Source organism: Streptosporangium sp. NPDC051023, from assembly GCF_040689595.1.
Taxonomy (GTDB): Bacteria; Actinomycetota; Actinomycetes; order Streptosporangiales; family Streptosporangiaceae; genus Streptosporangium.
In genome coordinates, this window is sequence record NZ_JBFBCE010000008.1 from 40,408 (window position 1) to 60,012 (window position 19,605).

Consider the following 19,605-nt stretch of genomic DNA (forward strand, 5'->3'; position numbering starts at 1 on the left):
AAAACGAGGTTATGTATGGTTTTCGGTCCTGGTCTTGTACGTTCCTGCACGCTGGTACGCGGCGGGGGGAACGCCGACGATCCGCTTGAAGTGCCTGGTCAGGTGGGCCTGGTCGGTGAAACCCACGTCGACGGCGACCTGCGCGGCCGGCACACCGGAGTCGAGCAGTCCGCGCGCCCGGCTGACCCGCAGCGTGTTCAGGTAGGCGTGCGGAGGCAGTCCCGTGACCGTCTTGAAGGCCCGGATCAGCGCGAACGGCTTCGCCCGCACGGCCAGCGCCAGATCCTCGAGCGTCGGCGGATCCACGAGGCGTTCGTGCAGGATCTCCCGGGCGAGCCGTACCGCGCTCGGGTCGTCGGGAAGCCGCGTCTCCGGGGGAAGTCGGGCGGCGTGGTGCCGGAGCAGCGCGCCGAAGGCCGTGCGGGCCAGCGTGGAGGAGGCCAGGCTGTCGCCGTGCTCGGCCGCGTCGTGCGCCGCCCTGAGCAGCGCGGCGCTGTGCGCGTTGAAGACCACGGGCTCGGGGAAGTACGGTGTGCCGCGCCCGGCGACCAGCTCGGCGGCGATCTCGGCGATGACCTCGACCGAGGGGTACAGCATCCGGTACGCCCAGCCGTCCGGCTCGCCCGCGTGGCCCGTGTGCGCCTGCTCGGGGTCGACCAGGACCACGCTTCCCGCGCCCGCGCGGTGCCGGGCGCCCCGGTAGTCGAACTCCTCGACCCCGGACACGATCACCCCGATCGCGTAGCCGTCGTGGGCGTGCCGAGTGAACCTGTGGGTCACGTATCTGGCCCTGAGCAGGTCGACCCCGGGCAGTGCCGGGCTGCGCCAGAAGCGTGCCGCCTCCAGCCTCCCGCTCCCCGGCTCAAGCCCCGTCTCCGGCCCCGGCTCCAGCCTGGGCACCGGATTCGGCATGCTCTCCGGTCCTGCCTCCAGTCGTCTCTCCCGGCCCGCCTTCCGGCCGGTCACGGACGGAAGGTCTCGATGAACCTGTCGAAGAACGTCCGGTCCCACTCGGACTCCGGGCTCTCCCAGTAGATCGCGTAGGGGCGGCCCGTGATCGTGCGGAACCCCCGGTCCAGGACGTGTGTCGGGACGTTGTTCTTCAGGTAGGTGAACTCCCAGTCGGCCGCCTCGACACCACGGTATCTCAGCGGGGTGATGCCGACCCGCTCGTACCCCGGCCAGATGTTCTTGGCCAGCCCGCCCTTCTCGACCTTCTCCCAGTGCCTGACCGGGTCCGTCTCCGGGTCCTCGGTCGACTCGATCCACAGCAGGGCGTCCGACCCCGGCGCCCTGAACTCCACCCGGTCACGCCCGGAGAAGCGCTTGCTCACCCAGCCGCGCGGCATGGCCACGCTGAAGCCCATCACCGGGTCCCGGTACGACTGCCAGCCCTCGGGCAGTCTGGTCGGGCGGGGGCTCTTCGAAGGCTTGGTCACAGAGCCCGTCGGGTCGGGGCTCTTCGGAGGCCTCGTCGGAGAGCCCGTCGGGTCGGGGAGTGCGGCGGTGGCCGTCGGCGGCTTCTGCGTGTTCCCCGGGTCGCCGGTCAGATTCGTGAACGCCAGCCATCCGCCGACCCCGACCACCAGGACGAGCACCGGTATCCCCACCATGAGGGCTATCCGCCGCGCGCCCGGCCGTCGGTCGCGGGGCGCGGGCTCGTCGGTCGCGGCGTGCTGCCCTCGCTGCGTCCTGGGCCCCTGGTAGGCGGGCTCGAAGCCGTAAGACGGCTGTCCCGTCTGGGGCGCGGCGTTGGGGTATGGAGCCTGGAACGGGTCGTTGGGGTAGGGCGGCTGGGCGGGGGTGGCGTGGGGAGTGTGGAGATAGGGCGGTTGTCCCGCCTGGGGTTGTCCCGCCTGGGGGGGAGTGCCGGGGTAGGGGGCCTGAAACGGGTCCTGGGGGTACGGCCACTGTCCCGCCTGCCCCGGACCGCCGGAGTTGAGGGCCTGGAACGGGTCGTTGGGGTAGGGCGGCTGCCCCGCCTGGGTGGAACCGTCTCGGTACGGCGAGCGCGCCGGATCGTTCGCGTACGGTGGCTGCCCGGAGCCTAAGGGATCGGCGTCGAACGGCCGGTCGGACGGGGCGGTCGGGTGGAACGACCGCCCCGGGGACGCCGGACCGGTGGGGTGCTGTGAGAACGACTGGTCCTGGGGCAGAGGCGGCTGCCCGGCCCCCTGGGGGGCGCCGTGCGGTGGGCGGCTGTGGCGGCCTGCCGTGCCCGCCCGTGGGGACCGGTCCTCGGATCGCGTCTCCGCCGCGGCGCGGGTGAGCAGGGCCTCGGCCTCGTCGGCGCTCATCCTGGCGGCGGGCTCCCTGGCCATCAGGCCGAGGATCGCGGCGGTGAGGGGCCCGGCGTGCGCCATGGGGCTGGGCTCGCCGTTCAGGACCGCCATCATGGTCGCCGCGGCCGTGGGCCGCTCGAACGGCGGGCGCCCCTCCAGGGCGGCGTACAGCGTCGCCCCCAGGGACCACAGGTCCGACTCGGGGGTCGCGGTCATCCCGTGCAGCCGTTCCGGGGGAAGGAACGCCGGGGTGCCGACCATCCCGCCGGTGCGGGTGATCCCGGTCTCCTGCGTCATCGAGGCGATGCCGAAGTCGGTCAGCACCACCCGGCCGTCATCGGCCAGCAGCACGTTCTCCGGCTTGACGTCCCGGTGCAGCACCCCGGCGGCGTGCGCCGCCCGCAGCGCGCTCAGCACGTGCAGCCCGACCTCGGCGACCCGCGCGGGAGGCAGCGGCCCGCCCTCACGCACCACCTCGCCCAGGGACCGCGAGCGGACCAGCTGCATGACGATCCAGGGCCTGCCCTCCTCCTCGACCACGTCGTGCACGATGATCACGGAGGGGTGGTCGAGCCGCCCGGCGGTCTTCGCCTCCCGGATCGTCCGCCGGTTCAGGTCGGCCCGCGCGGCCTCGTCGACTCCGCGATAGCGAACCTCCTTGACCGCCACGACCCGGTCGAGAAGCTCGTCATGGGATCGCCAGACGACGCCCATCCCGCCTTCGCCGATAGGTTCGAGCAGGCGATACCGGCCCGCGACCTTCCGTTCGGTCATTCTCTCCCGCCCCTCCCAAACCCACGCATCGTAGCCGGTCGGGACCCTCGCTACTTTTTCGAGGAGAAGGTCGTGGTGAACCCCTTGAAGAGACCGAGGTTCTTGTCCCATTCGTCGGCCCGGGTGTGCCAGTAGATCGCGTACCCCCTGCCGCCCTCGGTCACGAACCCCCGGTCGATCACCCGTGCCTTGCCGGAACTCATGTTCCAGGTGAACTCCCAGTCGGCGGCCTTCTTCATGTAGTCGACCTTTTCGATCCGGACGCGCTTGTAGCCGTTGAAGTTGCTGCGGCCGTACCGCTCCTGCTCCTCCCAGTCCTTCTTCGGGTCGGAGCTCGGGTTGTCGGTGTACTCGATCAGCAGGTAGCTCACCCGGTCGGGGCCGCGGAACCACACCGACTGCCCTTGGCGCCGGTCCACGTCCCACCCCTTGGGCAGTCCGACGGAGAACCCGTTGCCGTCCTTGTGCTTGTGCCAGCCCTCGGGAAGCGCGGAGTCCTTGTCCTTGTCCTTCTTGGTCGGGCTGTCACTGGGACTCGGGCTCGGCGACGGGTCCGGGCTCCGCTCCTTGGCCGTCTCGGCGGGCCGGGTCGCCCCCGTCGGCTCACTGGGCCGGGGCGCGGGCAGGCCGCCCGCCCGCTCGCCCGAGCGCATCCCGAGGTAGCCCGCGACGACTCCGACGATCACGAGCGCGGGCACGACTAGGAGCAGGCCCCGCATCATCGGCGACAGGGAGGACAGGCCCCTCGGGGTCTCCCCGCCCGCGGAGGGCGAGGTGGAGAGGTACTCCTCCATCGGCACCGCCCGCGGGGACGAGGGCCTGAGGTCGGCGAGGAGATCCCGCGGGGCGGGGACGGGGGCGGGCGCCGGGGCGGGGACCCGCCGTACCGGCGGGATGGGCTCGCGCCCCGCCTTGGGGGCGGGGGCGGAGACCGGGCCCGGCGCGGGTGTCCTGTTCTGAGCGCCCTGAGCCGGGGGCTTCCCGGCGGAGGCGGGGCGCGGGACCTGCCCGGACGCCGCCTCCTGCTCCGGCTTCCGCGGCGGAACGGGTGCCGGACGCGCCGCCTGGCCTCCGGCCGCCGCGGGCGCCGGCTTCGGTGCCGGCTGAGGCGCCGGTTTCGAGACTGGCTTCGACACCTGCTTCGGCGCCGGTCCCGAGAGCGGCCCCGAGAGTGGCTTGGCCGCCGGTTTCCGCGCGGGCTTCGACACGGACCCGGACACGGGGCCGGGGACCGCGCCCGAGGGCCGCTCCCGCCGCGCCTGCGTCGCAGGCTCCTCCTGCTCCGCCTGCCGTTCCTCCTGGGCGGGGGCGTCCTGCGCGGGGTCCGGTACGGCGGAGCCCAGCTTCACCCCCGTCGCGGGCAGGCCCTCGGCCTGGTACTGGATCCCCGGATCGGTCTCGGCCGTCGCCTCGCTCGGCAGGGCGGGCATGACGGCCGTCCTAACGGGCCGCTGCCGCTCCTCTGCGCCCTCCGCGACCTCGCGCAGCAGCCGCGACGCCTCTTCGTACGACATCCGCAGGTCCGGGTCCTTGCGGAGCAGCCCCTCAAGGACGGGGGCCAGCGGCCCCGCGTTGACCGGGGCGTCCGGCTCGTCGTTCAGCACGGCGTGCATGGTCGGCAGCGCCCCGCCCCGGTCGTGCGGAGGCTTGCCCTCGACGGCCGCGTACAGTGTCGCCCCGAGGGACCACAGGTCCGACTCGCGCTGCGCAGCGGCGCCCTTGATCCGTTCGGGCGGGATGAACGCGGGCGTGCCCGCGATCCCGGTCATGGTCAGCGCGGTCTCCGCCTCCAGCGTCGCGATGCCGAAGTCGGTCAGCACCACCCGGCCGTCGTCGGCCAGCAGCACGTTCTCCGGCTTGACGTCCCGGTGCAGCACTCCCTGGGCATGGGCGGCGCGCAGCGCCTCGAGCACCTGCAGTCCGATCTCGGCCACCCGCCGGTACGGCAGCGGCCCGTCCTGGCGCAGGACCTTGCCGAGGGAGCGGGACTCCACGAGCTGCATGACGATCCAGGGCCTGCCGTCCTCCTCGACCACGTCGTGGACGACGACCACGTTCGGGTGCGTCAGCCGCCCCGCGGCCCGCGCCTCGCGCTTGGTGCGGCGGTTGAAGTCCTCCTGGTTGTCCTCGCCGAGCATGTCGGCGTAGCGGACTTCCTTGACCGCGACCTCACGGTCGAGGAGCTCGTCGTGCGCCCGCCAGACGATGCCCATGCCGCCCCGGCCGATGGGTTCGAGCAGGTGGTAACGGGAGGCGACGCGACGTCCCTCCGGCTGAGCTCCGGCCATCAACCGCATCTACCCCCTTCTAAACCCCCGAATACTCTCATAGGCCGAGGAGGGTGATCGACTCTCCGGAGATCTGGATGCCCGTACCCCGGGGTCCGTTGCCCATCCAAGTGGCGTCTGGGGAGGAGATGCCCTATCGTCGTTTTCATGACTTGCTATTCCGTGTTTATCGAGCCGGCTCCGAGGAGCCGGTCGTGACAGCGTGATGTAGCGACCGTTCGGAGCCGGCACCAGGCAGAGACGCCACAGTCTCTGCCTTTTTTGTTTCTTACGATTCGCCGGATCGCTGGATGGGCGCCGGCTGAGCATGGGGAGCCGAGATGTCGTTGACCGCACACCTGGAGCGCGGAGCCGTACAGGTGGGGACGCTCACGGTGGGTGCCGGACCGGCCGTGGTGATCGGCGGTGCCGGGGCTGACGCCCGCTGGGTCAGCCTGCGCGACCACCACGGGAGGGTGTCCGCCGCGGAGACCCTGGCCGCGGTCCGCGCCGACTGGGCCGGGCCCGTCCTGGCCGAGCCGTTCTCCGCGGCGGACCTGCCGGAGATCGCCGCGGACGCGGAGGGGGTCGTGGTCGGCGCGGCCTGGATGCAGGACTTCCAGCTGGTCAGGGCGGTCGCCAGGCTCGGCATCCCGGTGGTCGTCCAGCGCGGACCCGCCGCGACCCTCGAGGAGTGGCTGGCCATCGCCGACTACTGCGTGGCCGAGGGCAACGACCAGGTGGTGCTCTGTGAGAGCGGCAGCCGTACGCACCAGGCGGGCACCACCCTCGACCTGGCCCTGATGCGCGCGGCCAGGCAGCGCTCCGGCCGTCCCGTGCTGGCTGATCTCGGAGAGGACCCCGCCCTGGCCGCCGCGGCGGTCGCGGCCGGGGCCGACGGGCTCCTGCTGGCCCCCGGCGCGACCGAGCGGGCCGCCCTCACCGCCCAGGAGGCCGCGCGGATCGTCGGCGCGGTCACCCGCAACGAGAGGCCCGACTCCGTCCTGGCCGCCCGGGGCGCCATCGACCGCGTCGACGCCGCCCTCGCCGTCCTCCTGGAACGTCGCGCCGAGCTGGCCGGAACCATCCAGCGCCTCAAGCCCGTCGGCGGCTTCGCGGGACGCGACATGGACCGTGAGCGCCGCCTGGTCGCCGAGATGGCCCGCCGCGCGCCCACTCTGGGCGAGGTACGGCTGGCGCCCATCATGAACGCGATCATCGAGGCGGGCCTGCATCTGTCCGAGGAACGCGCGGCCGACCTCCAGCCCTAGTTCGGCGCCCGCCACGGCCGCGAGGCCGTCACGGGGCCGGTGGGGGCGCGATGCTCGGGGAGGGCTGGCCCGCCTCCGGCCCGGGGCGGAGGTTCAGGCGGCGGCGGGCGGTGGCGGCGAGGCGGGACAGGCGGGCGGTCTCCTCGGTGAGGATCTCGCGCCCCTGCCCGGTCAGGTCGTAGTAGCGGCGGTGGCGGCCGTCCACGACCTCTTCGCCGGTCACGGTCACCAGGCCGTCGGCGGCCAGCCGGTCGAGCGCGCCGTAGAGGGTGCCCGCGCCGAGCCGTACTCGCTCCTCGGACAGCTCCCGCACCGTTTTGATCACGCCGTATCCGTGTAATGGGCCCTCTGAGAGGGCCAGCAGGATCAGATAGCTCTGCTCACGTAAGGCCATATTCGATATATATCGCGCAACGTACTATCGATCAAGGGGGGACCTGGCGCGACGGCGGGGATCGACGATCCGCCATCCGGCGGCGATGGCGGCGACCAGCAGCGGGATGCAGAAGAAGGCGACGCGCTGGTCGGCGTCCGCGAACGGCATCAGGAGCACGACCAGGGCCAGGAAGCCCAGGGTCGCCCAGCCGGTGTACGGCGAGCCGGGCATCCTGAAGGAGGGGCGCTCCAGCAGGCCCCGCTCGGCGGCCTCGCGCAGGCGGATCTGGCAGAAGAGCAGGGCGCCCCAGGTGGTGACCACCCCGAGGGAGGCGACCGCGGTCGCGATGTTGAAGGCGCGCTCGGGCACGAAGTAGTAGAGGGCGACCCCGGCGAGGAACACCGCGGCCGTGATGAGGATGCCGCCGTAGGGGACATGGCGGGAGCCGAGGCGTCCCGCGAACGCGGGGGCCTCGCCCTTGATCGCCATGGCCCGCAGGATGCGCCCCGTGGAGTACAGGCCCGAGTTGCACGACGACATGGCCGCGGTGATCACGATGAGGTTCATGGCGTCCGCGGCCCAGGGGACGCCGAGGGCGGCGAAGACCGTCACGAACGGTGACTGGCCGGGGCCGTACGCCGTCCACGGTAGGACCATGGCGAGCAGCAGGACCGAGCCGACATAGAAGACCGCGATCCGCCAGATCACGCCGTTGACCGCCCTGGGCATGATCTCCCTGGGATTCCTCGTCTCACCGGCGGCGATGCCGACCAGCTCGATCGAGGAGTAGGCGAAGATCACCGACTGCAGGCTCATCAGCACCACGGGGAACCCGTTGGGGGTGAAGCCGCCGTGGTCGACGAGGTTGCCGACTCCCGCGGTGCTCCCGCCCAGGGACGTCCCGAAGATCACCAGTGCCAGCCCGACCACCAGGAACGCGCAGATGGCCAGAACCTTGAGCATGGCGAACCAGAACTCCAGCTCGCCGAAGAGCCGCACCGACAGCAGGTTGACGGTGAGCACGAACGCCAGTGCGACGAGCGCGGTGACCCATCGGGGGAACTGCGGGGCCCACAGTCCCACGTAGGTGGAGATGGCGGTCAGCTCGGCGATGCCGGTGAAGGCCCAGTTGACCCAGTACATCCAGCCGCTGGCGAAGGCGGCCCACGGCCCGACGAAGTCGGCGGCGTACTCTACGAACGAGCCCGAGGTCGGCTTGTAGAGCACCAGCTCGCCGAGGGCCCGCATGACGAAGAACGCCGCGAGCCCGGCGGCCGCGTACGACAGCACCAATGCCGGTCCGGCCGCCTGGAGTCGCCCGCCGGACCCCAGGAACAGGCCGACACCGATCGCCCCGCCGATCGCTATCATCTGCACCTGGCGGTTGCCGAGCGCATGGCTGTAGCCCTCGTCGGTCTTCATGGGTCCCCCTCCATTTGCCCAGCCCGGAAACGATGTTACGGACAGTATGCAATCGTTGCTCTGGGTAGGCGGCGGCGGGTGCCCCCGAAGGGCGGCGAACGAGCGTAGGCTTCCCACGCCGACACGCGACTAGGGGGAGGAACGAGGCCGCATGTCCGACTCGTTTGTGCATCTTCACGTTCACACGGAGTACTCCATGCTCGACGGAGCGGCCCGTCTGAAGCAGATGTTCAAACAGGTCGGGGATCTGGGCATGCCCGCCATCGCGATCACCGACCACGGCAACATGCACGGCGCCTACGACTTCTACAAGCAGGCCACCGGCGCCGGCATCAAGCCGATCATCGGCATCGAGGCCTACGTCTCCCCGGCCTCCCGGCACCAGAAGAAGCCGGTCCTGTGGGGCGAGCCGCACCAGAGGCGCGACGACGTGTCGGCGGGTGGCTACTACACCCACATGACGATCTGGGCGAAGAACGCCAAGGGCCTGAGCAACCTGATGAAGCTCTCCTCGCGCGCCTACACCGAGGGCTTCGTCCGCAAGTGGGCCAGGATGGACGCCGAGACCCTCGCCGAGCACTCCGAGGGGCTGATGGCCACGACCGGCTGCCCGTCCGGCGAGGTGCAGACCCGCTTGCGCCTGGGCCAGTACGACGAGGCGGTCGCGGCGGCGGCGAAGTTCCAGGAGCTGTTCGGTAAGGACAACTACTACCTGGAGATCATGGACCACGGGCTCGACATCGAGCGCCGGGTCCGTGACGGGCTGACCCGCATCTCCAAGGAACTGAACATCCCGCCGCTGGTCACCAACGACTCCCACTACACCTACGAGTCCGACGCGACCTCCCACGACGCGTTGTTGTGCATCCAGACCGGCAAGCAGCTGTCCGACCCCGACCGGTTCCGCTTCGACGGCAGCGGTTACTACATCAAGACCGCCGACGAGATGCGCGCGGTCGACTCCTCCGACCTGTGGGCCGAGGGGTGCCGCAACACGCTGCTGGTCGCCGAGAAGGTGGACCCGAGCGGCATGTTCGGTTTCAAGAACCTGATGCCGACCTTCCCCATCCCCGCGGGGGAGACCGAGGAGAGCTGGTTCCGCAAGGAGATCCAGCGGGGCATGGAGCGCCGCTTCCCCGAGGGGGTCGACGAGACCCACCAGAGGCAGATCGACTACGAGATGGACATCATCCTGCAGATGGGGTTCCCCTCGTACTTCCTCGTGGTCGCCGACTTCATCATGTGGGCCAAGAACAACGGCATCCGGGTCGGTCCCGGCCGTGGCTCTGCCGCGGGCTCGCTGGCGGCGTACGCGCTGGGCATCACCGACCTCGACCCGCTGCCGCACGGCCTGATCTTCGAGCGGTTCCTCAACCCCGACCGCGTCTCCATGCCCGACGTCGACATCGACTTCGACGAGCGTCGGCGCGGTGACGTGATCCGTTACGTGACGGAGAAGTACGGCGCCGACAAGGTCGCCATGATCGCCACCTTCGGCACCATCAAGGCGAAAGCGGCCATCAAGGACGCGGCCCGCGTCCTCGGTCACCCGTACGCCCTCGGCGACAAGGTCTCCAAGGCCTTCCCGCCCGCGGTGATGGGCAAGGACATCCCGCTGTCGGGCATCTTCGACAAGGACCATCCTCGTTTCAACGAGGCCGGTGAGCTGCGCAAGCTGTACGACGAGGACGTCGACGTCAAGTCGGCGATGGACCTCGGCAGGGGCCTGGAAGGCCTGATCCGGCAGACCGGTGTGCACGCCGCGGGCGTCATCATGTCCTCGGAGGTGCTGACCGACTACATCCCGATCATGCGCCGCGACTCCGACGGTGTGATCATCACGCAGTTCGACTATCCGACCTGCGAGACGCTCGGCCTGCTGAAGATGGACTTCCTCGGCCTGCGTAACCTGACGATCATCGACGACTGTCTGAAGATGATCGAGGCGAACACCGGCAGCGCGATCGACCTGCTCAAGCTTCCGCTGGACGACCGCAAGACCTACGAACTGCTCGGCCGGGGCGACACCCTGGGGGTGTTCCAGCTCGATGGCGGTGGCATGCGGTCGCTGCTGCGGCTGATGAAGCCCGACAACTTCGAGGACATCTCCGCCGTCGGCGCGCTGTACCGCCCGGGCCCGATGGGCGCCAACTCGCACACCAACTACGCGCTGCGCAAGAACGGCCAGCAGGAGATCGCCCCGATCCACGAGGAGTTCAGGGAGTCACTGGAGGAGATCCTTGGCACGACCTACGGTCTGATCGTCTATCAGGAGCAGGTCATGGCCATCGCGCAGAAGGTCGCCGGGTTCTCGCTCGGCAAGGCGGACCTTCTGCGCCGCGCGATGGGCAAGAAGAAGAAATCCGAGCTGGACAAGCAGTTCGAGTCCTTCGAACAGGGCATGAAGGACAACGGCTATTCGGGCGCGGCGATCAAGACCCTCTGGGACATCCTGCTGCCCTTCTCCGACTACGCCTTCAACAAGGCGCACAGCGCCGCCTACGGGCTGGTCTCCTACTGGACCGCCTACCTCAAGGCCAACTACCCGGCCGAGTACATGGCCGGGCTGCTGACCTCGGTCAAGGACGACAAGGACAAGTCGGCGCTCTACCTCAACGAGTGCCGCCGCATGGGCATCAAGGTGCTCCCGCCGGACGTCAACGACTCCGACTTCGACTTCACCCCGCGTGGCAGCGACGTCCGGTTCGGCCTTTCGGCCATCCGCAACGTCGGCGGCAACGTGGTCGACGGGATCATCTCCGCGCGCAAGGAGAAGAGCCGCTTCGCGGACTTCAAGGACTTCCTCCGCAAGGTTCCCATGGTCGTCTGCAACAAGCGGGTCATCGAATCGCTGATCAAGGCGGGAGCCTTCGACTCGTTCGCGCACGAGCGCAAGGGCCTGGTGCTGGTCCACGAGCAGGCGGTCGACAGCATCATCGGCATCAAGAAGAACGAGGCGCAGGGGCAGGACTCCCTGTTCGGCGCCATCGAGGGAGCCGAGGACCAGACCTTCGATGTGCAGATCCCACCGGGGGAGTGGGACAAGAACACCGTGCTGCAGTTCGAGCGGGAGATGCTGGGCCTGTACGTCTCCGACCACCCGCTCTTCGGCGTCGAGCACATCCTCTCCTCCGGCGCCGACTGCTCGGTCGCCGCGCTCCAGGACGAGCACCGCCCCGACGGCCAGGTCGTCACCGTCGGCGGCATTCTGAGCGGTGTCCAGCGCAAGGTCACCAAGAAGGGCGACACCTGGGTCCTGACCATGCTGGAGGACCTGGAGGGCGCCATCGAAGTGATGATCTTCCCCTCGGCGTACCAACTCTGCGCGACCGTCCTGGCCGAGGACGCCATCGTCTTCGTCAAGGGCCGCCTGGACAAGCGCGAGGACGTCGGCAAGATCATCGCCATGGAGGTGACGGCCCCCGACCTCACCCGGGAGAGCGGCGGCCCGCTGCCCGTCAGCCTTCCGCTGACCCGCTGCACCCCACCGGTGATCGGCCGCCTCAAGGAGGTCCTGAACGCCCACCCCGGCACGACGGAGGTCCACCTCCAGGTCCACAACGGCCCGAAGACCACGATTGTGCGTCTCGACGACCGGCTGCGCGTCGCGCTCTCCCCGGCCCTGATGGGCGACCTGAAGCAACTCCTCGGCCCGGCCTGCCTGGGCGCCTGACCCGGCTCCTTCCGGCGAGGGGCGGGCCCGGCGCCCGCCCCTCGCCGTATCTCGCCGCCACTGCGTCCGCCCGGGGCTCCGCCGCCACTCCGCCCCGCCCGGGGCGGAGCCGCCGCTCCGTTCTGGGCCTTCGGCCGTCCGCCGGGACGGCAAGATCGGGTGCGTGTACTCAGCCTGTACATCTGTCTTCAAGTTAGGAAACTTTCCTAACTTCCATTGACATGCCTTCCGGCCGCTTGCCACCATGCCGGTGAGCGGCTTGGCGCGGCGTCCCCGGCGGGGACGTGACGTGCTCAGTGAGAGATTGGACTGCCCCGGCCGCGTTGTCGCACGGCGCCGCGGACGGCGCCGTGACCGTCGTCTCTCCCCCCTCAGGAGACAAGCACGTGTCTTCAACGACGCCTCACTCCGTTCCCCGTTTCCCCCGCCGGTTCCTGTTCGCGCTCGCGGCGACGGCGCTCGTCGCGGGCGCCCTGGTCGCCACCGGCCGCGCCGACGCCGCCGAGACCCTGCTGTCGCAGGGCAGGCCGACCGCCTCCTCCTCGAAGGAGAGCTCCTCCTACAGTCCGGCCAAGGCGGTCGACGGCGACCTCACCTCGACCCGCTGGGCCTCCGCCGAGGGCAGCGACCCCCAGTGGATCCGCGTCGACCTGGGCGCGGTCTCCCCGATCTCCCGGGTCAAGCTGTTCTGGGAGTCCGCCTACGGCAAGGCCTACAAGATCCAGGTCTCCGACGACGCCACGAACTGGACGACCGTCTACTCGACGAGCAGCGGCGACGGCGGCCAGGACGACCTGACCGGCCTGTCGGGCTCGGGGCGCTACGTCCGCGTGTACGGCACCGCCAGGGGCACCGAGTACGGCTACTCGCTGTATGAGTTCCAGGTGTTCGGCGGCGGCGCCTCGACGCCGAGCCCGACGCCGACGGCCACCCCGACCGCGACCGTGACCCCGACGGCGTCTCCGGGCGGGAGTTTCGTCGTGGCGGCGGCCGGTGACATCGCCGAGCAGTGCACCTCGAGCTCTGGCTCCTGCGCCCACCCCAAGACCGCGGCGCAGGTCAAGGCGATGAACCCCGAGTTCGTCATCACGATGGGCGACAACCAGTACGACGACGCCCGCCTGTCGGACTTCCAGAACTACTACGACAAGACGTGGGGCGCCTTCAAGAGCAAGACCCGCCCGGCCGTCGGCAACCACGAGACCTACGACCCGGCGGGCGTCTACGCCGGATACAAGGCCTACTTCGGCTCCGCGGCCACCCCGCAGGGAAAGACCTACTACAGCTACGACCGGGGCAACTGGCACTTCATCGCCCTCGACTCCAACTACTTCGACCAGACGGCCCAGATCAACTGGCTCAAGGCGGACCTGGCCGCCAACACCAGGGGGTGCGTCGCTGCCTACTGGCACCACCCGCTGTTCAGCTCCGGTGAGCACGGCAACGACCCGGTGAGCAAGCCGGTCTGGAAGATCCTCTACGACGCCCGCGCCGACCTGGTGCTCAACGGACACGACCACCACTACGAGCGGTTCGCCCCGCAGAATCCCGACGCCCAGGCCGACCCCAACGGGATCGTTGAGATCCTCGGGGGCATGGGCGGGGCCTCGCCGTACAAGATCGAGAACGTCCAGCCCAACAGCCAGAAGCGGCTGGTTGACACCTACGGCGTGCTCAAGATGAACTTCGCCCCCGCCTCGTTCTCCTGGCAGCTGATCGGGACGGACGGCTCCGTCAAGGACACCGGCCCCACCTACGCCTGCCACTAGATGTACATCTCGGCGAACGGCCGGACCGCGGACGGAACCCGTCCGCGGTCCCGGCTCTCCTGGGCGGTTCCCGGGAACGTGCTCGCGCTCGGGGCGGTCAGCCTGGTCACCGACGTCTCCTCGGAGATGGTCACCGCCGTGCTCCCGCTCTACCTGACCCTCTTCCTCGGGCTGAACCCGCTGCAGTTCGGGCTGCTCGACGGCCTCTCCTTCGGAGTGACCGCGCTGGTCCGCCTCGCCGGAGGCAACCTCGCCGACCGGTGGCAGCGGCGCAAACTCGTCGCCGGGATCGGGTACGCGCTCTCGGCGCTGTGCAAGCCGGCCCTGCTCGCCGCGGGCGGCTCGGTCACGGCGCTGGGCGCGGTGATCGCGGTCGACCGGACGGGCAAGGGACTGCGCACGGCCCCGCGTGACGCGCTGATCTCGCTGAGCGCGCCACCGGACGAGCTCGGACGGGCCTTCGGCACGCACCGCGCGATGGACACCCTCGGCGCGCTGCTCGGCCCACTGGTGGCGTTCGCCGTTCTGACGGGCACCGGCGGGGCCTACGACGCGGTGTTCGTGGTCAGCTTCTGCGTCGCCCTGCTCGGCGTGCTGCTGCTGGTCATGTACGTCCGCGACCGGCGCGCGCCGCTACCGGGGACCGGTCAGGCCACCTCGCCGCGCGCCGCGCTGGGGCTGCTGCGCGATGCGGCGTTCCTACGGGTGTGCGTCGTGGCCGCCGCCCTCGGCTTGGTCACGGTCGGCGACGCGTTCGTCTACCTGCTGCTGCAGAAGCGCGGCGGAATCGGCGCCGAGTACTTCCCGCTGCTGTCGATCGGCACGGCCGCGGCCTATCTGCTGCTGGCCGTGCCCGTGGGGCGGCTCGCCGATCGGCTGGGGCGGGTGCCGGTCTTCCTGGCCGGGCACGCCGCCCTGGCCGCCGCCTACCTCGTGCTGCTGGGCCCCGGATGGCCGGTCGCCGTGCTGGCCCTGCTCGGCGCCTTCTACGCCGCGACCGACGGTGTGCTGATGGCCGTCGCGGGGCCGATGCTCCCGGCCCACCTGCGCACCAGCGGCATGGCCCTGCTCCAGACCGGCCAGGCGACGGCCAGGCTGCTGTCCTCCGCCCTGTTCGGCGCGGTCTGGACGGTGTGGGGAAGCACCTGGGGACTGTCCGTCATGGCGGCCGGGCTCGCGCTCTGCGTACTCGGCACCTGGTTCGCGTTGAGGAGACACTCGTGATCCCGTTCCGGCCACCGGCGCGACGGGGGACCGCCCCCCGGCACACGGCGAGGAGACGCCCATGACCCCGCTCAGGCGCCTGACGGTGCTGCTGGCCGCCGTCGCCGTCCTCGGCGGCACGGCGGCCGGTTACACGGCCTGGGCCGCGCGCCGGGACACCGCCGCCGCCTCCGTTTCCGCCCCGGTCACGGCGGCGGGGGCGAAGGCGGGGGATGGGGCGGCGGGCGGCGCGCCCGGGGCCGGGCGGCTGCTGTTCCGTACGGCCCGCGGCCAGGTCGCCGGGGTGCCGCAGGACGACCCCGCGGCGGCCCCCGTCCCCCTGGGCCTGACCTGTAACAGGTTCTCCACGGCGGGCGGCACGTCGGTCTGCCTCGTCGCCAGGCCGGGGGCGCTGGTCACCACGGACGCGGTGATCCTCGACCGGTCCCTAAGGGAGACCCGCCGGATCAAGCTGGCCGGGATCCCGAACCGGGCCAGGGTCTCGCCGAGCGGCCGGATGGTGTCGTGGACCGTGTTCGTCACCGGTGACTCCTACAGCGACGGGAAGTTCTCCACCTGGACCGGCATTCTCGACACCCGCACCGGCTACGCCGTCACCAACATCGAGGACATCCCGCTCACCCTGAACGGCCGCCGCTACCACGCGCCGGACGTGAACTACTGGGGGGTCACCTTCGCCGCCGACGACAACCGCTTCTACGCGACCGTCGCCACCGGCGGGAAGACCTACCTCGTCGAGGGCGACTACGGCCGATGGCGGGCGCGGACCCTCAGGGAGAACGTCGAGTGCCCGTCGCTGTCGCCGGACGGGACCCGCCTGGTGTTCAAGAAACGGGTCTCCTCCGACCCCCGGAGGATGTGGCGGCTCCACCTGCTGGAGCTGTCCACGATGAAGGAGACGCCGCTGGCCGAGACCGCGAACGTCGACGACCAGGCGGCCTGGCTCGATGAGCGCACGGTGATGTACGCCAGGGGCGGGGACGTCTGGTCGGTCCCCGCCGACGGCTCGGGCGCCCCGGTCCCGCTGGTGCGGGGGGCATCCTCCCCGGTGGCCACGCGGTGAGCGCCGTACGGCACGCCCGTCTCGACCTGGACGCGCCCGTCGGGCGCTACCTGCCCGAGCTGATTCCGGGGGAGCGCGGCGAGAAGATCACGGTGCGGATGCCGCTCAACCACATCAGCGGGATCGCCGACTACATCCTCTACGCCTTGTCCGCCTGGGAGAAGAGAAGGGTGGGTTCGGCGAGGATGTCCCGGCCCATCTCGCTCTTGTAAATCTCGTCGACGCTGCCAAACCGGGCCTCGGAGTAGTCGAACCCGAGGAGGGACGCGGCTCGCCGGACCGTGGCCTCGTCCGGTCCTTCAATCTCGACGAAGGTTGACAGGCCGGGCCAGGTGTCGATGTCGAAGGTGACGTCGTCCAGGCTCCACTCCTCCCGATGTCTCACCTGAGCCTGCCAAAGAGGGCATTCGGGTGCGTCCCCTGAGAAGAGCCCCGGGGACGTCTTGCGGATGAGCGTGGTTACCCTGCGTGGCAGGTGAAAAGCCCTCCACGCCGTTTTCACTGGCCGGTATGCGGCTCCGTTCCGGGGGTCGTCGTCCTTGCGAAGGAACGGCGGATCATCCGGGATGGGGAGGCCGGGGACGAGGTGGATTGCGATCGTGAAGGGGTCGTGTTTCCGATCCAGTCGTGTTTCCGACTTCAGGGAGATAGCGGACGATGAATTTCGCACGGCGTTCCCAACGTGGGCTCATGATCGTTGGACTCGGGTTGAGTGCGGTGCTCGTGGCGGGTGCCGTCGCGCCCGCCGAGGCGGCCGGGCCGGAAACGGGGCAGCCGCCCGCGACGGCGGTGGCGGCGCCACCGGGGTCCGGCCCGGTGGCGCCATCGGCGCTTGACCGCCAGGCGCTCAAGAAGACCCTCGCGGCGATCCACGAGGCGGGCATGTACGGCGTCTACTCCGGTGTGCGGGACGGTGAGGCGGCCTGGGACGGGGCGGCCGGGACCGCTGACCTGGACACCGGCCGCCCCGTCAGGGCGGGGATGCTCCACCGGATCGGCAGCATCACCAAGTCCTTCACCTCGGTCGCGATCCTTCAGCAGGTGGAGCGGGGACGTGTCGATCTGGATGCGCCCGTCGCGCGCTACCTGCCGAGGCTGCTGCCGCCGGAGCTCGGCCAGAAGGTCACGGTGCGGATGCTGCTCAACCACACCAGCGGCATCGGCGACTACGTCCTCGGCGCCTTCCCCTCCCTGGCGCAGGGGTCGGCCGCGAGCCTGGACGACAACCGCTTCCGCGCCATCCCGCCGGGGGAACTGGTGAGGTTTGGCCTCGAGGCCCCGCGGACGGGGGAGCCGGGAGAGCGCTGGTCCTACTCCAACACCAACTACATCATCGCCGGGCTGCTGCTGGAGAAGGTGACCGGAACAGGGGCGGAGTCGTACATCACTCGGAATGTCATTCGCAGGGCAGGGCTGCGTGACACCTCTTTCCCGCGCACGCCGTTCATTCCGGGGCCGCATTCCAAGGCGTATGAGTCGTTCTACGGGTTCATCGACCCGCCGCGTGACTACAGCGTCTACGACATGTCGTGGGGAGGTACGGCGGGCGCGATCGTCTCGACGATGGACGACCTCGACCGCTTCTATCGGGCGCTGCTGACCGGCAAGCTCATCGGTCCCGCGCAGCTCACCCAGATGCAGACCACGGTGCCGGTCACCGACGCCCAGGGCAACGTCCTGATCAACTACGGCCTGGGCATCTACGCCCAGGACCTGCCCTGTGGCCGGTTCTGGGGCCACGACGGAGCGGTGTTCGGCATGGGCACCTTCTCCCTGTCCAGCCAGGACGGCCGCCGCCAGCTCTCCCTCGGGATCAACCTGATGAAGTACCAGCGCTTCGACGACAACGGCGTCCTGCAGCCGCACCCGATCGACTACGCGCTCGGAGCCCACATGGTCCAGGCCCTGTGCGGACCCGGCGCGACCCTGGCGAAGGGCACCTCCATCGTGCCCTTCCCGACCCAGCAGGTCCTCGTCAAGCGGTAGTCGGCGGGCGCGTCATACCCGCCGGCCGTACGGTGATACGTACGGTTGACCCCGTCCGGCGACGGTAGGACCTGCGGGGTAACGCCGGATCGTTCGTGAAGGGGAGGAGGGAGGCGCTGTGGATTGCGACGATCACAGTGTCCTTCTTCCGACCTGAGGAGACAGCGGGCGATGACCTTCGCATGGCCTTCCCGATGCAAGTGCGTGATCGTCGGACTCGGACTGGGCACGGTGCTCGTGACGGGGGTCGTCGCGCCCCCCGTCGCGTCCGCGGCCACGGCCGACACCGGTCCGGCGTCCCCCTCCGCCACCGATCCGGCCTCCCCGGCCGCGCTCGACCGCCAGGCGCTCGGCAAGACCCTGGCGGCGGTCCGCGAGGCGGGCATGTACGGCGTCTACTCCAGCGTGCGGGACGGCGAGGCGGCCTGGAGCGGGGCGGCCGGAATCGCCGACGTGCGCACCGGCAGACCGGTGCGGCCCGGGATGCTCCATCGGGTCGGCAGCGTCACCAAGTCCTTCACCGCGGTGGCGATCCTCCAGCAGGTCGAGCGGGGGCGTGTCGACCTGGACGCGCCCGTCGCCCGCTACCTGCCCGGCCTGGTCCCGGGGGAGCTCGGCCGGCAGATCACGGTGCGGATGCTGCTCAACCACACCAGCGGCATCGGCGACTACGTCGAGGGAGCCTTTCCCTCCCTGACCCAGGGCTCCACCGCGAGCCTGGACGACAACCGGTTCCATCACTTCTCTCCCGAGGAGTTGGCGAGGTTCGGCCTCGAGGCCCCGCGGACGGGGGAGCCGGGACAGCACTGGTCCTACTCCAACACCAACTACATCATCGCCGGGTTGCTGCTGGAGAAGGTGACCGGTGAACCGGCGGAGCAGTACATCACCCGCAACGTGATCCGCAGGGCCGGGTTGCGCGACACCTCCTTCCCGCGCACGCCGTCCATCCCGGGGCCGCACTCCAAGGCGTACGAGTCGTTCTATGGGCTCATCGACCCGCCGCGTGACTACAGCGTCTACGACATGTCGTGGGGAGGCACCGCGGGCGCGATCGTCTCGACGATGGACGACCTCAATCGGTTCTACCGGGCACTGCTCGGCGGTGGCCTCCTGCCTCCGGCGCAGCTCGCCCAGATGCTGACCACGGTGCCGGTCACCGACGACCAGGGCAATGTCCTGATGAACTACGGTCTGGGCATCTACGCCCAGGATCTGCCCTGTGGCCGGTTCTGGGGCCACAACGGAGGAGTGTTCGGCATGGGCACGTTCTCCCTGTCCAGCCAGGACGGCCGCCGCCAGCTCTCCCTCGGGATCAACTTGACGGAGTACCAGCGCTTCGACGACAACGGCGATCTCTCGCTGCATCCGATCGACCGCGCGCTCGGAGCCCACATGGTCCAGGCCCTGTGCGGGGCCGGCACGCACCTGGCGAAGGGCACCCCGTTCGTGCCCCTCCCACTCCAGCGGCTCCTCGTCAAAAAGTAGCCGTCCGAGC

General features: G+C 70.2%; 14 protein-coding genes. 8 read left to right on the top strand and 6 right to left on the bottom strand.

Annotation, left to right across the window (positions count from 1 at the left end):
- Positions 1-9: 9 nt before the first annotated feature.
- Genes AB0395_RS07300 through AB0395_RS07310 form a run of 3 tightly spaced genes read right to left on the bottom strand, consistent with a single transcriptional unit; the run spans position 10 to position 5,353 of the window.
- Entirely contained in the window at positions 10-966 is a 957-nt protein-coding gene (locus AB0395_RS07300; RefSeq protein WP_366277910.1) for an AraC family transcriptional regulator, read from the bottom strand.
- Positions 963-3,056, bottom strand: coding sequence for a protein kinase (locus tag AB0395_RS07305; protein ID WP_366277911.1), 2,094 nt, complete (start codon positions 3,054-3,056; stop codon positions 963-965). The genes AB0395_RS07300 and AB0395_RS07305 overlap by 4 nt, the downstream gene beginning before the upstream one ends.
- A gap of 50 nt (positions 3,057-3,106) precedes the next feature.
- The gene (locus AB0395_RS07310) at positions 3,107-5,353 is read right to left on the bottom strand and encodes a protein kinase (RefSeq protein WP_366277913.1); all 2,247 of its coding nucleotides are present in this window, start codon (positions 5,351-5,353) and stop codon (positions 3,107-3,109) included.
- A 311-nt stretch (positions 5,354-5,664) separates the two neighbouring features.
- Here AB0395_RS07310 and AB0395_RS07315 point away from each other — a divergent pair, with 311 nt between their 5' ends.
- Positions 5,665-6,594 carry a chorismate mutase gene (locus tag AB0395_RS07315; RefSeq protein WP_366277915.1) on the top strand — a complete coding sequence of 310 codons (930 nt, stop codon included), beginning with the start codon at positions 5,665-5,667 and terminating at the stop codon, positions 6,592-6,594.
- 28 nt (positions 6,595-6,622) lie between these two features.
- Here AB0395_RS07315 and AB0395_RS07320 read toward each other — a convergent pair whose 3' ends face one another.
- Both AB0395_RS07320 and AB0395_RS07325 read right to left on the bottom strand, forming a co-directional pair.
- Positions 6,623-6,988 (bottom strand): helix-turn-helix transcriptional regulator, encoded by a 366-nt coding sequence (locus AB0395_RS07320; protein ID WP_366277917.1) that lies wholly within the window; start codon positions 6,986-6,988, stop codon positions 6,623-6,625.
- A 24-nt stretch (positions 6,989-7,012) separates the two neighbouring features.
- The gene (locus AB0395_RS07325; protein WP_366277919.1) at positions 7,013-8,392 is read right to left on the bottom strand and encodes an amino acid permease; all 1,380 of its coding nucleotides are present in this window, start codon (positions 8,390-8,392) and stop codon (positions 7,013-7,015) included.
- 151 nt (positions 8,393-8,543) lie between these two features.
- Between AB0395_RS07325 and dnaE the strand changes: the two genes are divergently transcribed.
- The 5 genes from dnaE (at position 8,544) to AB0395_RS07350 (ending at position 16,333) form a co-directional block, all read left to right on the top strand.
- Complete coding sequence (gene dnaE / locus AB0395_RS07330) at positions 8,544-12,065, top strand: DNA polymerase III subunit alpha (RefSeq protein WP_366277921.1); 3,522 nt, start codon at positions 8,544-8,546, stop codon at positions 12,063-12,065.
- Positions 12,066-12,451: 386 nt separating this feature from the next.
- Positions 12,452-13,834 carry a discoidin domain-containing protein gene (locus AB0395_RS07335; protein ID WP_366277922.1) on the top strand — a complete coding sequence of 461 codons (1,383 nt, stop codon included), beginning with the start codon at positions 12,452-12,454 and terminating at the stop codon, positions 13,832-13,834.
- Complete coding sequence (locus tag AB0395_RS07340) at positions 13,835-15,058, top strand: MFS transporter (protein ID WP_366277924.1); 1,224 nt, start codon at positions 13,835-13,837, stop codon at positions 15,056-15,058.
- Positions 15,059-15,119: 61 nt separating this feature from the next.
- Positions 15,120-16,121, top strand: a complete 1,002-nt coding sequence (locus AB0395_RS07345) for a hypothetical protein (RefSeq protein WP_366277926.1) — start codon at positions 15,120-15,122, stop codon at positions 16,119-16,121.
- Positions 16,118-16,333 carry a serine hydrolase gene (locus tag AB0395_RS07350; RefSeq protein ID WP_366277928.1) on the top strand — a complete coding sequence of 72 codons (216 nt, stop codon included), beginning with the start codon at positions 16,118-16,120 and terminating at the stop codon, positions 16,331-16,333. Before AB0395_RS07345 ends, AB0395_RS07350 begins: the two co-directional genes overlap by 4 nt.
- Here the strand turns inward: AB0395_RS07350 and AB0395_RS07355 are convergent.
- Positions 16,261-16,506 carry a hypothetical protein gene (locus AB0395_RS07355; protein ID WP_366278127.1) on the bottom strand — a complete coding sequence of 82 codons (246 nt, stop codon included), beginning with the start codon at positions 16,504-16,506 and terminating at the stop codon, positions 16,261-16,263. The two genes, AB0395_RS07350 and AB0395_RS07355, sit on opposite strands and share 73 nt — an antisense overlap.
- Positions 16,507-16,811: 305 nt before the next feature.
- Between AB0395_RS07355 and AB0395_RS07360 the strand changes: the two genes are divergently transcribed.
- Both AB0395_RS07360 and AB0395_RS07365 read left to right on the top strand, forming a co-directional pair.
- Positions 16,812-18,107, top strand: coding sequence for a serine hydrolase domain-containing protein (locus tag AB0395_RS07360; RefSeq protein WP_366277930.1), 1,296 nt, complete (start codon positions 16,812-16,814; stop codon positions 18,105-18,107).
- A gap of 171 nt (positions 18,108-18,278) precedes the next feature.
- A complete protein-coding gene (locus AB0395_RS07365; protein ID WP_366277932.1) occupies positions 18,279-19,595 on the top strand; it encodes a serine hydrolase domain-containing protein in 1,317 nt (438 codons plus the stop codon).
- Positions 19,596-19,605 lie beyond the last annotated feature (10 nt).